Below are 15,123 nucleotides of genomic sequence, written 5' to 3'. Positions count from 1 at the left end.
CCTGACCGGGTTCACGATTGTTAGCTTGTCCTTTCAAAGTGTAGTCCTGATCGCTATCTTTTTCAAAGGAAGCCCATCATTGGAAGCGTCATGACGATTATCCGCCCGCCCGCCATTGCCGGAACGTTTTATCCCGCAGCGCCCGATGTGCTGCGCAGCGAGATTGACGGGTTGATCCATGCGGCGGTCGAGAGCCAGACAGGGAATGATACGCCAATCCCCAAGGCAATCATTGTGCCCCATGCCGGGCTGATGTTTTCAGGGGCGATTGCCGGTCTGGGTTTTGCCACGGTTCGGGCGTTAAAGGGCACGGTCAAACGGATCGTGATCATTGGCCCGGCGCATCGCATGGCGTTTCAGGGGATTGCGATTGCCAAGGCGGACGGGTTTGCCACACCGCTTGGCGATGTGAGGTGCGATCTGGCCGGGTTGCAGGCGGCCCTTGCATGGCCGCAGGTGCAGGTCCTGGACGAGGCGCACGCCCATGAACACGGGCTTGAGATCGAATTGCCGTTTATCCAGCGATTGTTTGGCGAAGATGCCGATATCGGCATTGTGCCCCTGCTGGTCAGCCGATGCAGCGCGCGGCAGGTGCATGAGGTGATCGAGGCGCTTTGGGGTGGGCCGGAAACCCTGATCGTGATTTCATCGGACCTGTCGCATTTTCATGATTACGATACCGCCAAGCGCATCGACGACAATACGCGCGTCATGATCGAACGGTTTGACGCCGAAAGCATCACAAGCGGCGATGCATGCGGCGCGTTGCCAATTGCGGGCATGTTGATGTCGGCCCGCAAACGCGGCATGCGGATCAGGACACTTGGCATGTGCAATTCCGGCGATGTGACGGGCGATAAATCGCGCGTTGTCGGCTATGGCGCGTGGGCGGTTTATGCAGGATCAAAAGACATGCGCGAGGATGAAAAGACGAGCAAATCATCAGGCGGCTTTGTCGGCATGACCGAAAAGCTTCTGGCCGATCACGGGGCGGAGATGATCGACCTTGCAAGGCAATCGATCTGGCACGGGATCACGCATGGCGGGCCGCTTCGCATTGATCCGGCATCGGTTTCCCCGGCCCTTCTGGCACCGGGCGCGTGTTTTGTGACATTAAAGAAATCCGGCCAGCTTCGCGGCTGCATCGGATCGGTGATGGCGCATCGCGATCTGGCGACGGATCTGTGCGAAAATGCGTTTAAGGCCGGATTTGGCGACCCGCGCTTTCCGGCCCTTCGCCAAGATGAACTGAATGACGATCTGGAATTATCGATCTCGGTCCTCTCCCCGCCGCGTGATTTTCCGTTTGAAAACGAGGCCGATCTGATCGCCAAACTGACACCCGATGAGGATGGCATTATCCTGTCGGATGGCAATCATCGTGGCTTGTTCCTGCCTCAAGTCTGGGAACAGTTGCCCGATCCGGCGGATTTCGTGGCACAATTGAAACGCAAGGCCGGGCTTTCGACGGATCACTGGTCGGATCGCATGCGCGCACAACGGTTTGTGACGCGCGGCATCTCGGGCAAGGACATCTCGCCCAGGGATTTCTGGCAGCAACCGACCCCGATGTCATGAGCATTGCAGGATCGGACAGCATCAATGTCCGTGAAGGACGCTATCGTTACTTCATTGAAAGCGTGATCGCGTGGGAAGGGGTTTGGGGGCTTTATGACAAGGGCTGGCTGTTGTACCCCGGCAATGAAGGCACCCGATATTGCCCGTTTTTCGCAAGCCGCGACCATGCGGATGCGTGGACCGAGATAGCGCAAACCGGCTATGTCCCGACCGCGATCACCCTGGTTGAACTGACCGAAAAGCTGCTGCCCGATCTTGCCCGGAACAGGATTGAACCCGGTATTTCACCGACCGGCGATGATGGCCCGATCCTGCCGGGGCATTTGGCATTGCATGATGATTTGATGGCCGCGTTAAAGAAATCGATCACCGGCTAGGGATGTGGGACAGCGTTTTCGCAAAGCGCAGCTTTGGCAGGGCCCGTGCCCCATTGCGTTCATAAAACCGGGCAGCATCGATATTCCAGTCGGGCGTTTGCCATTCCATCCAGCCAAGGTTCTGCTGACGTGCCAGATTTTCAAACGCGGCCAGCATCCGCGCGCCAAGCCCGGCCCCACGGCTTTGCGGCGCGAGGTAAAGACAATCCAGATGCAGGAAGCAGGCGGCCTTCCATGTTGAAAATTCGATACTGGCAGCACCATAGCCGACCAGTTCCCCACCCCTGCCCGCCACCATCACGCTCAGGCGGGCATCCGCGCCAAACAGATATCGGGGCAGGTTTTCGGCCAGGTGGGTGCGATTGACCTTCTGGCGTTCAAAATCCGCGTGATCGGCAATCAGGTCAATCAGACGGGGCAGATCATCCGGGGCGGCGGTGCGGATTTCATATGGCACTGGTGATGACGTCATTGGTGCGATCCGGTGGCAAAGAATAGGATGGGCCGACAGGCAGCGATCCTGTCGGCCAGTATTAGAGATGGTTACCGTCAGATCAGGCAACCGGTTCCGTCAGGTTGAAGCCTTCGTCGATCCATCCGGTCACACCGCCAATCATCAGTTTGACCGGCATGCCAAGGGCGGCCAGCCGACAGGCGGCTTTGTTGGCACCATTGCAATGCGGACCGGCGCAATAAACCACAAAGGTTTTACCGGCGGGATATTCGGCCATGCGGCGTTCGGTCATCTTGCCGTGCGGGATGTTGATCGCGCCTTCGATATGGCCGCCGTGATACAGCGCGGGGGACCGGACATCGACAAGAATGAAATCATCGATCCCTGATTGCAGGCTTGCATGTGTATCCCAGCAATCGGTTTCAAATTGCAGCATCGCATCAAAATGGGCGCGAGCAATATGCGACGGTGCGGGGTTGATTTCATTGATCAGGCTTTTCATTCGGGTGGCTCCGTTTTCAATCATCATGGGTGATGGGATGATCGTAACGATTGCCATTTTTTGTGATAGTGGCCAAAATGCCATTATTCGGTAATTTTTCGCCAAACCGCATTTTAACGGAATCAAATCCGGTCATGCCCGATCATCGTGCCGCAGATATCAAACCAACCGACGCCCTGCATCATGTTGTGGTGCTGGCCTATGACGGGCTTTGCACATTTGAATTCGGCATCGCCCTAGAGGCATTTGCCCTGCCCCGGCCGGAATTTGATTTTCCGTGGTATCGCTGTTCGATTGCGGGAATTGACCCGGAAATCCGCGCGATGGGCGGATTTCGGGTGGCGACCGATGCCGGGATCGAATTGATTGATCAGGCCGATACCGTGATCATCCCCGGCTGGCGCGGGGCGGATGTGATGCCCGATGTGGCACTTTGTGATGCGTTAAGGCGTGCTCATGGCCGCGGATGCCGGTTGGTAAGCATCTGTTCGGGCGTGTTTGTTCTGGCGGCAAGCGGGTTGCTGGCAAACGGGCGGGCGACGACGCATTGGCGATATACCGACCGGCTGCACGCGATGTATCCCGATATCGAGATTGTCGATGATGTTTTATATGTCGAAAACAGCCAGATCATCACATCGGCGGGCAGCAGTGCGGGGATTGATGCCTGTTTGCATGTGATCCGGTCCGATCATGGCGCGCAGGTTGCCAATGTGGTCGCACGGCGGTTGGTGATGCCGCCCCATCGTGATGGGGGGCAGGCACAATATGTCGAAGCGCCGGTACAGGAACGACCGGGCAAATCGATTGCAGCCGTTCTGGACTGGGCACGCGGCAAACTGGCCGAACCGATTGAAATCGGCGAAATGGCCAACTTTTCGGGACTAAGCGAAAGAACGTTTTTACGGCGTTTCCGCGAAGGCACCGGCATGGCGCCGCTTAAATGGCTGCGGCGTGAACGGGTATTGCGGGCGATGAAATTGCTTGAAGAAACCAGTTTGCCGCTGGGTGACATTGCCGAGCAATGCGGGTTCCAGTCGATGGAAACATTTCGCATCGCGTTTCGCGATATCGCCCACGTGCCCCCGGCCCGCTATCGCAACCGGTTTCGGATCGGTCAACCGGCGTGACCGGGCATAGGGCCTGATGAGAGGCGATGGCGATGATGAACGTGAACAGGAAAGTGAACGTGATCTCGCCATAATGGAACGGTCTTACTGGACGTGATGGGCAAAATTCCCTATGCCCTTTGCACGCAAAAAGATTAACCAGACGAGATTGCCATGACGATTGCCCTTCCGGCCGATGCCAGTGCCCTTGAAAACGGGTTGATTGAAATTGCGCGCCGTGCCGGTGCCGCCATGATGAAAATCTATGACACCGATTTCGAAGTCCGGTCCAAGGATGATGCATCCCCGGTGACCGAGGCCGACGACGCCGCCGAGGCGGTGATCCTGCCCGGTCTTCGCGCCCTGACCCCGAATGTCAAAATCGTGTCCGAGGAAAGTGCGGCTGCGGGTGACATTCCCGATGTAAACGGGGATACCGATTTCTTCTGGCTGGTGGATCCGCTGGACGGGACCAAGGAGTTCATCAAACGCAACGGCGAATTCACCGTCAATATCGCCCTGATTGCCAAGGGCGTCCCGGTTCTGGGCGTGGTTTATGCCCCGGCAATTGAAAAGCTTTATTACGGCGGGCCGGATGGCGCGAAGCTGATTGAAGGCAATGGCGATATTGATGACACAACCCGCGCCATCACGGTGCGCGACATGCCTGACGATGGTGTGGTTGTCGTCGGCTCGCGTTCGCATGGCGATCCCGAGGCAATGAAAGCATTTTTGGGCGATCTTGCGGTCAAGGAACTGCGCCCGGCGGGAAGTTCGCTTAAACTCTGCCTTCTGGCCGAAGGGGTGGCCGACCTTTACCCACGGCTTGGCCCGACCATGGAATGGGATATCGGGGCCGGTCATGCGGTTCTGGCGGCGGCGGGTGGCGTGGTCGAGAATATGGACGGCACCCGGTTTGCCTATGGCAAGGCCGATTTCCGCAATCCGTTCTTCATCGCGCGCAGCCCAAGCGTGCCGGTGAAATACCAAGGTTAAGCTTCGTCACTTTCCGCATTGCAGGATCAAGGCACGATTTACGCATCCCGCAAGGCGTGATTGCATGATTGATCACGTCTGCTGATCACGCGTAAATCTTCGCTGAAGGAAAAAAGCGCGCTATTTCAGTTCTCTGGTTGAAATTCAATTCTGCGGCACAAACTGTATAACACCGAAAAATCGCTATACGTTTGGGTTGAGATATTTTCCCCTTTGGGAGAGAGAATTGATGTTCCGGAATTCAATTTCGCGCCTGATCATTTCCTTGCAGAGCCTTTTGCTTATTGGCTTTGTAAGTGTTACGGGCGTTCTGGCCTTTATCAGTTGGCATGACTCGGACAATGCATCGGAAATCCTGAATGCAACCCGTGCAGACCAGCTTTTGTTTTCCGCAGTCCTTGGCGTCCGACAGCAGATTTCCGGCACCCAAACCGCGTTGGTGTCGCAAGACGATCCGACCGGGGCCTTTGCCAGAACGCGCGCGATTGCCGACCAGAGTTTTGACACCGCAATGGCGGCCCTTGAAGATGTCGAGGTCGACGGGGTTGATAAATATATTTCCGACCTTCAGGCAGCATGGGCGGAACAGAACCGCCTTGAAGAAAATATTGATGCACTGGCAAAGCGGCCCAAAGATCAGCGCAGCGTCCCCGAAGTCAAGGAATGGTCAGATTCCGTCCGTAACGTCGTTGACACCATTCTGGGTGTGTCGCTTGCGGTTGGAAATGACGTTCGGCTGCTTGACCCGTTTGTCGGCGAAATGATTCAGGTCCGGCGTGCGGCATGGATGGTGCGCGACAAGTTCGGCAGCCAATGTTCGCTTTTGCGTCCGAATGTCTCGAAAAACGAACCTTTAAGCCCCGAATCCTTCGCGCGTTGGAACCAGCTTAAAGGCGGTTATCAGCTTATGTGGGACGAGATTGATTCCGTCATGGCCCGCCCGGGCATTCCACAGCGTCTTTTAAATGAAGTAAAAGCGGCTCAAAGTGCCACGACCTCAGCACAGACGCAGCTCGATGCCCTTTATACCGGTTTGAATGGTGGCACGGCACCAGCCATGCCACCGACCGAATATACCGCCCTTTGCAATGGGCCGTTTGACCAGATTGTCGAAATCGGTCACACCGCCATGAAAGAGGCCGTGTTAAGTGCGGAAAGCAAAAAAGCATCGGCAAATATCGGGCTTGTGACCGTCAGCATCGGGCTTGTCATCGCCCTCGGGCTTTCGGCGATTGCGATTGCATCCGTGCTGCGGCGTTTTTCAACTCCGATTGGCCATCTTATGGCCGATGTCGAACGCCTGTCACACGCTGATTATAAAACCAAGGTCACGGAAACCGGCACCCCTGACGAGCTGGGTCGTCTGGCGGAGGCCCTTGAAGAGTTGCGAAAAAATGCGTTGCAGACCGAAGAACTGCGACAGGCACAGCAAAAAGCCCAGCAGGAGCAAATCGAGAAAGGCAAGAAACTGGCCGAGGCGGTCAGTGCGTTTGAACAGGGATCAGCAAGGATCGTACAGGCAGTTCGCCATGCATCGGGGGATATGCAGGGCAATGCCGAACAATTGTCCACCATTGCCGAAAACACCGATCAGCGTACCCAGGTCGTTGCCAAGGCATCGGGCGAGGCATCGGGCAATGTGCAGACCGTTGCCGCCGCGTCCGAAGAACTGAGCGCATCGATCATCGAAGTCAATCAGCAGATCAATGGATCATCACGCATGGCCAATGATGCGGTTGACGAGGTTGAACAAACCAATCAGTCGTTCTCGGATCTTAAGGAAGCGGCCGAAAAGATTGGCGAGGTTGTCGAGCTTATTCAGAACATCGCATCGCAGACCAACCTTCTGGCGTTGAATGCGACGATTGAGGCGGCAAGAGCCGGCGACGCGGGCAAGGGTTTTGCCGTGGTCGCCAACGAGGTCAAAACCCTTGCCACCCAGACGCACAAGGCAACCGAGGAAATTTCGGGCCAGATTGGCGGCATGCAAACCGCCGTTGGGCTTTGCATTGAGGCGATTACCGGAATCGGCACCAAAATCCACACCATCAACGAGGCGATTTCGGCGATTGCGGCGGCCACCGAAGAACAATCTTCGGCGACGCAGGAAATTGCCCGAAATGTCCAGCATGCCGCGACCGGCACATCAGAGGTTTCAGATAACATTGCGTCTGTGACCGAGATGGCCCGCGACACTCGGCAAATGTCTGCCGAAGTCCTGAAAGCATCGTCAGAGCTTTCAAGTCAGGCGGATGCCCTTGGACGGGAGGTTGAAGAATTCCTGTCCCGGGTCAGGGGCATCTGATCGATCCGATGTCTCCAAGCAACGTCAGATAGAAAAATCGGGCAGCGGCCTTATGCACGCTGCCCGATCTTTTGGTGACGAAAGCAGCTATGCTCCTTCGAAAATCATTTCGCGAACGCGGCATCAAAACGAATAGCAAAGCCCGATCAGCAGCTTGTCCTTGATGCGGCGCAACAGGCACCTGCAGCTTCTTTTATGGCTTTTATTGAAAGAACTGAATCCCGCAGTTTTGTTGACTTTTAGCGTATTTTTTGCTATACAATCTTTATCGCCACACAACGTGTAGGTGACGTAAATAGCCGCCGGAATCACGGCGACGCGGTCCGGGTCACTGCTGCAGGGCGACCACCGGGCTAGAGCGTAAAATGGAGCCGCCATCTTGATGGCGGCTCTGCGCTGTTTGGGGTTAGGTTCCCGGTGCAGGTGTGGTCCGGCGCATCATCAAAAGCAGCACCGAAATCCCCGCCGCCAGCAAGACCAGAACCGGCAGGGCCCAGTTCCCGATCATCACCAGAAGCGACGTCCCCGCCGACGGGCCAACAATCGCACCCAGCGTATAGCTTTGCGAGACAATCACCAGAACGCCGACCTGATATCCCTGCCCCGCTCCTCCTCCTGCGCCTTGTCCTTTCCCCCGGCCGCTGGCCGCGATCAGGACAGCGGCGGTATAAAGCCCGGCCACCGCGACACCCAGCGCAAACAGGATAATTGCCGCCGTGATGCCATATCCGGCAAGCGCCATGGGCACCGCGCCAACCAGAAGCAGACCAAAGCACAGCCAAGCCAGTTTGATCGGACCGCTTTTATCCGAAACATAACCGACAAGCGGCTGGCAGATCGTGCCGCCAAACACAAAGACCGCCGCCAGCCACAAACCAGCTTCGGCAAGGCCGGTGTCACGTTGCGATTGCAACGGCAGGACCGATAAAAAGCAGATTTCAACAAACCCCGCGACAAAGGCAATCAGCACCAGATCCCAATGATCAATCCAGCGTCGCAATGCTGCCCCCGCGCCCTTCTGGGTTGATGTCATTTCAAGGCGCGGCATGGCAACAGCACAGAAAAGCGGGATGATGGCAGCGGCAAGGGCAATGCCAGACATGGCGAATGCATCCGATCCAAACCAGCCAATCAGGATCGGGCCCAGAACAATGCCAAGCCCCATCAGGGTTTCATGAAAACCAACCACCCGGCCCAGTTTATCACGCGGGGCCAGTTGCACGATCAGCCCGTCACACACCACCCACCGCAAAATCAGCCCCACCCCGGCAAACAGGGTTGCGGGCAGGACAAACGCCGATTGCGGCGCATACATCACCACGATAATCAGGGTGAAAAACGACAGGCCACTGACGACAAGCGGGATGACGGGATGGGTTTTGCGCAAAACCGCCGCGACAAAGAACCCGCCGATCAGATCGGCAATCCAGTAAAGCGACAGCATCATGCCGCCATGCCGTTCCCCTAATCCGGCATTGGTCAGTGCCAGCGGCAAAAGCGTGTCGATCACGCCGATCTGAATGATCTGCGAAACAAACGACGCCAGATTAATCAGGGCCAGCGGCACGGCAATATGGGTCGGGATCGTTGCGGCCTTGGAGAGTGATGGCATGTGCAAAGGCATAATGGCCCTCCTTGCGATGGATTACACCGTTCCGAGGGCCTGAGCGGGTGTTTGCAGCAGGCCGGATATGAAGGATGCAGGCTTTGACACGCACCACGCGCGAACCAGGATCAATCATGGGGTTCTTCCTGCGACCGACACCCTAAACCGGGACGATCATTCGATCAATGCAAACAGCGATAAAGTCGCTTCCAGCTTGTCATTCCCGACTATCATCGCTAGGTATTTCATAGAGCTATATTTTTTATGGAATGCTTGATGTCCCCGGCTTTGACGATCCGCCCCTATTCCGAAGGTGCCCTGACGCAGGCCGCGGCCAAGTTGCGCGCGGGCGAACTTGTCGCGTTTCCGACCGAAACGGTTTACGGGCTGGGTGCGGATGCCACCAATGACGATGCGGTTGCGGGCATTTTTGCCGCCAAGCAACGGCCAAGCTTCAACCCGCTGATCAGCCATTTCCCTGATCGCGATGCCGCCGCCAAACATGCGATTTTCGATGCGCGTGCCGATAAGCTTGCCGATGCGTTCTGGCCCGGTGCGCTGACGCTTGTTTTACCAAAGCGTTCCGACAGCAATGTATCGCAATTGACCACCGCCGGGTTGCCCAGCATTGCGGTGCGTGTGCCCGCACATGAAATGGCGCGCGCATTGTTGCGCGCGGTCGGCCGCCCGATTGCAGCACCTTCGGCCAACCGGTCCGGCCGGATCAGCCCGACGACAGCCGCCCATGTGGCAGCATCCCTTGGCAATGCGATTGGCATGATCTTGGATGGTGGCCCATGTGGGGTCGGGCTTGAAAGCACGGTGATTGATCTGACCACCGACCGCGTCGTGATGCTCCGCCCCGGCGGGATTACCCGCGATCAGGTGGCGGAAGTTCTGGGATGCGACGTCGTGATGGCCGAAACCGATGACAACGCCCCCAAAAGCCCCGGAATGCTGACCAGCCATTATGCGCCGGGATTGCCGGTGCGGCTGAATGCGACGGCACCGGATCAGAAGAAATACGGCCATGAAATATTGCTGGCATTCGGGGATTGCGTGACAAAGGGGTTTGACAAGGTCCTGTGGCTTTCGATAACCGGCGATGACCGCGAGGCCGCCGCCAACCTGTTTGCCAAACTGCACGAAGCCGATCAGAAGCGCTTTGACGGGATCGCGATTGCGCCAATCCCGGATCACGGTCTTGGGCTTGCGATCAATGACCGGATGAAACGCGCCAGCGCGCCCCGCACCCTTCATCCGACCCCGTAATTCTTCCAACCTCAGCCGAGCGGAAAACAGCCCCCATGCACATCCTGCCCGCCAGCGCGATCAAGGAACTTCAGGATGCCCTTGGCCCGAAAGGCTGGAGCATGGAGGCCGATATACTGGCCACGCACAATGCCGAGGCACGTGGCAAGTTTGCAGGCGACGCGGGCATGGTGCTTTATCCCGCCAATACCGATGAAGTCGCCAAATGTGTCGCGATCTGTGCAACCCATGGCATTGCGATTGTGCCCCAGGGCGGCAATACCGGGCGATGCGGCGGGGCGGTTGCCAATGCAGCCGAGGTGATCCTGAACCTGAAACGGATGAACCGGATCATTGATATCGATGCGCGCGATTTTACCGCCACCGTCGAAGCCGGTGCGATCCTGCAAACTCTTCAGGAAGCTGCCCTTGATCGTGATCTGATCTTCCCGCTTAGCCTTGGGTCGGAGGGAACCTGCCAGATTGGCGGCAACCTTGCGACCAATGCCGGCGGGCTGAACGTCATCCGGTATGGCAATACCCGCGATCTGGTGCTGGGGCTTGAGGTTGTTCTGCCCGATGGCAGCGTGTGGAACGGGCTTTCGAAATTGCGCAAGGACAATACCGGCTATGACCTGCGCGATCTGTTTATCGGGGCCGAAGGGACGCTTGGCATTATCACCAAGGCGAGTTTGAAACTGTTTCCAAAGCCCCGCCATGTCGCGACCGCGTGGGTTGCCGTCCCCGGACCGAATGCGGCTCTTGACCTTCTGGCGCTTGCCCGGCGTGAAAGCGGTGATGCGATTGCCGCGTTCGAGCTGATCTGCGGCTTTGCCCATGATATGACGGTGGCCCACCTGCCGGGTCTATCCGCCCCGCTTGCCGCCCCTTCGGACTGGTATGTGATGATCGAACTGACCTCGTCACGGCCCAAGGATGATCTGAACGAGGTCCTAAGCGACCTTCTGGAAGCCGCCCTTGAGGCTGGCCTTGCCAGCGATGCGGCATTGGCGCAGTCCGAAGCCCAGCGCGCCAATCTTTGGGCGATCCGCGAAGGCATCCCCGAGGCGCAAGGTTTTGAAGGCGGCAGCATCAAGCATGATGTATCGGTCCCGGTTTCCAGGGTGCCGGAATTGCTTGTGCGCGGCATGGCAGCCGCCGGGGATCTGATTCCGGGCATTCGCCCCTGCCCGTTTGGCCATGTCGGCGATGGCAATATCCATTTCAACTTCACCCAGCCGGTCGAGATGGAAAAACAGGCATTTCTCGATTGCTGGGAAACGCTTAACCGTCTGATCCATGACATTGTCGCCGATCTTGGCGGCTCCATCAGTGCCGAACATGGCATTGGCAAGCTGAAGCTTGATGAACTCGCCCGTTACGCCAGCCCGGAAAAGATGAAGCTTTTGCGTGTGATCAAGGACGCGATTGATCCCGATGGTATGCTCAATCCCGGCAAGATCGTGAAATAAACCACATCATGGGCGCCCCCAACCCCATAAAGGTCCGCGATGTTTTCGATTGATACCTATGATCCGCTGAATGTTCCCAAGGCTGTTGGGGACGAAATCTGGATCATTGACGGCCCGGTGATCGGGTTTCAGTATCTCGGCATGAAATTGCCGTTTCCGACCCGGATGACGATCATTCGGCTGGCGTCAGAGAAGCTGTTTGTCCATTCACCGATCCGCTTGACGGCAGAGCTTAAGGCCAGTGTTGATGCACTGGGCGAAGTTGCCTGTCTGATTGCACCCAACACCATCCATTATGCCGGGGTGCCGGAATGGCAGGCGGCCTATCCGGCGGCGCAAAGTTTCTGTGCGCCCGGTGTGATCAGACGGGCAAAATCGGTCGGCATGACGGTATCGTTTGACGCCGAACTGGCAGATAGTGCCGAACCGGAATGGGCGGATGAAATCAAACAGGTGATGGTACGCGGCGGCTATTTATCCGAGGCCGTGTTTTATCACCCGAAATCAAACAGCCTGATCCTTACCGACCTGATCGAGAATTTCGAAGCCCACAAAATCAAAAGCCCGATCTGGCGGTGGCTGGTGCGGATGTTTGGCTCGATGGACCCGGATGGATGTGCGCCGCGTGATATACGCATGACCTTTGCCGGGCATAAGGAAAGCCTTCGCAAGGCAGTCGATCAGATGATCGACTGGGCACCGGAACGGGTGATTATGGCGCATGGCCGCTGGTATGATCACAACGGCACAGCCGAGCTTAAACGCGCATTCCGCTGGGTCATGAAATAAGGGGCGCGCCGATCATGGCACGCCCCCGTTTGATCGCCAGATTCGAAAGAAATTATTCTTTCGGGCCGCCCCAGCTATTGAGCGCGTCAAGCTTGTCCTGACGGCGGGCTTCGGGGGATTTTTTCCAGTCATTGCCAAATGCCGCGGATTCCCATGATCCATAGGTCGGGTTTGGCAGCATGAACCAGCGTTCCCCCCAATAGGTCGCGTATTTGTCCATGACTTCGAGGCGTTCGTCGATGGTGCCATCGATATCGTCGGTGAAATCGCCGAAGTTATCGCCAAACATCATGATGACGCGGAAATCCGCCGCCACCGCTTCGCGGCGGGTGGCCTTGGCAGAACCCCATTCTTCCTTTTCACCGCGCACCATCACATGGTCGGCATCGGCGTAAGGGAAGCCGTATTCCTGAAGGTTTTTGATTGTCGCGGCTTCTTCGGCGGCCTTGCGGTTGGTGACATAGAAGACTTCAACGCCCTTGTCGGCGGCCGCCTTGGTCAGTTCCAGCGCGCCCGGGGTCGGGGTTGAAATCGCATCGTCGACAAACGCCGCCCAGGTTTTGGAGCTGTAAGACGTATTGGCCGTCACAACCCATGACTGATAGGCCGAGTTATCGAGCACGGTTTCATCAACATCAAGGATGATCGCGGGCGGCTTGGCCGAATAGTTGCCATCCTGTTCAAGGGCGGCGGTCCAGCCATGATCACCAATCGCCGCATCGAGAAGACGCTGCGCGCCTGCATAAACCGAAAGGGCCGTGGTTTTATATTCGACCGAGGTCTGATACCAAAGCGATGCGTTCAAACCGTCATTCTGTGCCGGTTCCTGGGCCTGCGCACCAAAGGCCGATCCCGCCAGAAGAACAGCAACGCCAAATGATTTCGTCGTCAATTTCATGTTTTATTCTCCCTGTTTGGTTCCCGATCCGGCCATAGCACACCCGATACGCAAAACAGCGATCTGACCAGCCGGACAGGATTGCAAGAGCATGCCACCGCACCGCACCAAAGAAAAAGCCTTTTTCTGCATAGGGGCGGAAAAAGGTTTTGGACGCGATTGGATAAAGGCGCCAATCCGGCGGCCCGCAGTCAGACAGTCGGGCGTTTTTCAAAAGTGGTGAAACCGTCTTCAAGGCCGGGTTCTTCATGCACGCGGGTGACATTCGCATGCGTCGGGCCATCATGGCAGGCCGCGATCATGGATTGCACCCCGGCCACCGAGCCACAAAACAGCGCCTCGACCGTACCATCCGCACGGTTGCGCACCCAGCCGGTCAGATCGCGTTTGCGCGCTTCCTCGACCGTCCAGGCGCGATACCACACGCCCTGCACCCGGCCTTCGATCCGGGCAAGGACGGAAATGTTTCCGGTGCCTGTTTGCGGGTCGGGTTCGGTGGTGGTCATGGCAACATCCTTTGATGTGATGTTTACTTCGCACCGGGAATATTGGCGTGCAGATGGGCGGTATCCTGAAACTTCTGTTTCTGTTCCGCTGTTGCCGGAGCCTGATGATTGTCTTTCCATTGATCGTATGTCATGCCGTAAACGACCTCGCGCGCGCCGTCATAATCCATGGCCACATCGCGTTCACGCGCTGCCGCCAGATACCATTTGGCAAGGCAGTTGCGGCAGAACCCGGCAAGGTTCATCAGATCGATATTCTGCACATCCTTGCGGTCCTGAAGATGCTGCACAAGGCCGCGAAAGGCGGCGGCTTCAAGTTCCAGCTTGATTTGCGGGTCAAGCTTTGCCGCCGGGCCATTGGCAAGGGATGCCTCGGTCGACATTTCCGAACCGGCGCAATCAGACATTTTCCATACTCCCGACCTTGCCATAGGCTGGCAGGTCCTGTTCAAGTTTTTCGATATTTTCCGGGACCTCGGCAATGCTTTCGACCGTCACGAAATGATCATTGTCGATTTCGGTCTGATCGACCATTTCATGGACCCAGGTGATTTCATAGGGAATGTGGATCGCCGACCCGCCACACGCAAGCACCGGCAGGATATCGGACTTCAACGAATTGCCGATCATCACGGCTTCGGATGGCTCCACACCATAACGACCAAAGATATTGCGATAGGTCAGCGGATCTTTTTCCGAAACGATTTCAACACCGGCAAACAGGCTTTCAAGGCCGGAACGCTCGATCTTGAGCTGCTGGGCAATCAGATCACCCTTGGTGATGAGGACGATCTTGCGTTCGGGATGAGCAGCATAATGGCGCAAAACCTCTTCTGCCCCGTCAATCAGACGGGTTGGCGCGCGCAGCATGGATTTGCCGATTTCGGCCAGTTCATGAATGTCGGCAGCACTGATTTTCTTATCAGAAAGCTCAATCGCGGTTTCGATCATCGACAGGGTAAAGCCGGTAATACCGTATCCATAAATCGAAAGGTTGGACAGTTCCGCCTGATAGAGGCGATCATTGACCGTATCAGCATCGACATAGTGGGAAAGCATTTCGCGCAGGCGGATATGGGCGTCACGAAACAGCGGTTCGTTATGCCACAGCGTATCGTCGCCATCAAAAGCAATCAGTTTATACATATTCACGCCTCGTTTCTTGTTCTTGGATGGCCTTGCAGAAAGCACCCGGCCTCAATCCGCGACCATAAGTCAGCCGGAAATCCCCGTAAAGCCCCGTTTCCTGTATTTAATATGCGCAACAACTGTTCGAAAGG

15 protein-coding genes are annotated in these 15,123 nt (G+C 56.8%); 8 read left to right on the top strand and 7 right to left on the bottom strand.

The window, feature by feature from the left end:
* The first annotated feature begins 90 nt into the window (after nucleotides 1-90).
* Both amrB and IT971_RS06085 read left to right on the top strand, forming a co-directional pair.
* Complete coding sequence (gene amrB / locus IT971_RS06090) at nucleotides 91-1,578, top strand: AmmeMemoRadiSam system protein B (protein ID WP_063093772.1); 1,488 nt, start codon at nucleotides 91-93, stop codon at nucleotides 1,576-1,578.
* Entirely contained in the window at nucleotides 1,575-1,955 is a 381-nt protein-coding gene (locus IT971_RS06085; protein ID WP_063093770.1) for a DUF2750 domain-containing protein, read from the top strand. The genes amrB and IT971_RS06085 overlap by 4 nt, the downstream gene beginning before the upstream one ends.
* On the opposite strand, the gene IT971_RS06080 is transcribed toward IT971_RS06085, so the two are convergent.
* Both IT971_RS06080 and IT971_RS06075 read right to left on the bottom strand, forming a co-directional pair.
* Nucleotides 1,945-2,427 carry a GNAT family N-acetyltransferase gene (locus IT971_RS06080; protein WP_063093767.1) on the bottom strand — a complete coding sequence of 161 codons (483 nt, stop codon included), beginning with the start codon at nucleotides 2,425-2,427 and terminating at the stop codon, nucleotides 1,945-1,947. The genes IT971_RS06085 and IT971_RS06080 overlap by 11 nt on opposite strands.
* 82 nt (nucleotides 2,428-2,509) lie before the next feature.
* Complete coding sequence (locus IT971_RS06075; RefSeq protein ID WP_063093765.1) at nucleotides 2,510-2,911, bottom strand: rhodanese-like domain-containing protein; 402 nt, start codon at nucleotides 2,909-2,911, stop codon at nucleotides 2,510-2,512.
* 134 nt (nucleotides 2,912-3,045) lie between these two features.
* Between IT971_RS06075 and ftrA the strand changes: the two genes are divergently transcribed.
* From ftrA to IT971_RS06060, 3 genes are all read left to right on the top strand, one after another.
* Complete coding sequence (gene ftrA, locus IT971_RS06070; RefSeq protein WP_063093763.1) at nucleotides 3,046-4,041, top strand: transcriptional regulator FtrA; 996 nt, start codon at nucleotides 3,046-3,048, stop codon at nucleotides 4,039-4,041.
* A 153-nt stretch (nucleotides 4,042-4,194) separates the two neighbouring features.
* Entirely contained in the window at nucleotides 4,195-5,016 is an 822-nt protein-coding gene (gene cysQ / locus IT971_RS06065; protein ID WP_063093761.1) for a 3'(2'),5'-bisphosphate nucleotidase CysQ, read from the top strand.
* Between the two features lie 229 nt (nucleotides 5,017-5,245).
* Nucleotides 5,246-7,321: a methyl-accepting chemotaxis protein gene (locus IT971_RS06060; protein ID WP_063093759.1), complete on the top strand. Its 2,076-nt coding sequence runs from the start codon at nucleotides 5,246-5,248 to the stop codon at nucleotides 7,319-7,321.
* A 406-nt stretch (nucleotides 7,322-7,727) separates the two neighbouring features.
* Here the strand turns inward: IT971_RS06060 and IT971_RS06055 are convergent, their stop codons facing one another.
* On the bottom strand, nucleotides 7,728-8,945 hold the full coding sequence (locus IT971_RS06055) for an MFS transporter (protein ID WP_063093757.1): 1,218 nt from the start codon (nucleotides 8,943-8,945) through the stop codon (nucleotides 7,728-7,730).
* Between the two features lie 258 nt (nucleotides 8,946-9,203).
* On the opposite strand from IT971_RS06055, the gene IT971_RS06050 reads away from it, so the two are divergent.
* From IT971_RS06050 to IT971_RS06040, 3 genes are read left to right on the top strand one after another with little or no spacing between them, the layout of a single operon-like run.
* Entirely contained in the window at nucleotides 9,204-10,199 is a 996-nt protein-coding gene (locus IT971_RS06050) for an L-threonylcarbamoyladenylate synthase (RefSeq protein WP_063093753.1), read from the top strand.
* A 35-nt stretch (nucleotides 10,200-10,234) separates the two neighbouring features.
* Nucleotides 10,235-11,650, top strand: coding sequence for an FAD-binding oxidoreductase (locus IT971_RS06045; RefSeq protein WP_063093751.1), 1,416 nt, complete (start codon nucleotides 10,235-10,237; stop codon nucleotides 11,648-11,650).
* 39 nt (nucleotides 11,651-11,689) lie between these two features.
* Nucleotides 11,690-12,439: a DUF4336 domain-containing protein gene (locus IT971_RS06040; RefSeq protein WP_063093749.1), complete on the top strand. Its 750-nt coding sequence runs from the start codon at nucleotides 11,690-11,692 to the stop codon at nucleotides 12,437-12,439.
* 52 nt (nucleotides 12,440-12,491) lie between these two features.
* Here the strand turns inward: IT971_RS06040 and IT971_RS06035 are convergent, their stop codons facing one another.
* The 4 genes from IT971_RS06035 to IT971_RS06020 form a co-directional block, all read right to left on the bottom strand.
* On the bottom strand, nucleotides 12,492-13,337 hold the full coding sequence (locus IT971_RS06035; protein WP_063093747.1) for a 5'-nucleotidase, lipoprotein e(P4) family: 846 nt from the start codon (nucleotides 13,335-13,337) through the stop codon (nucleotides 12,492-12,494).
* 191 nt (nucleotides 13,338-13,528) lie between these two features.
* Nucleotides 13,529-13,843, bottom strand: a complete 315-nt coding sequence (locus IT971_RS06030) for an acylphosphatase (RefSeq protein ID WP_063093745.1) — start codon at nucleotides 13,841-13,843, stop codon at nucleotides 13,529-13,531.
* Nucleotides 13,844-13,866: 23 nt separating this feature from the next.
* Complete coding sequence (locus tag IT971_RS06025) at nucleotides 13,867-14,226, bottom strand: DUF1244 domain-containing protein (protein WP_063093871.1); 360 nt, start codon at nucleotides 14,224-14,226, stop codon at nucleotides 13,867-13,869.
* 16 nt (nucleotides 14,227-14,242) lie between these two features.
* Entirely contained in the window at nucleotides 14,243-14,989 is a 747-nt protein-coding gene (locus tag IT971_RS06020) for an HAD family hydrolase (protein WP_063093743.1), read from the bottom strand.
* Between the last annotated feature and the right edge of the window lie 134 nt (nucleotides 14,990-15,123).

The sequence above is a fragment of the Thalassospira sp. B30-1 genome (assembly GCF_015767575.1).
GTDB lineage: Bacteria > Pseudomonadota > Alphaproteobacteria > Rhodospirillales > Thalassospiraceae > Thalassospira > Thalassospira xiamenensis.
Note: the sequence above shows the minus strand (reverse complement) of the source record. Positions and strands in the feature narration are given on the sequence as shown.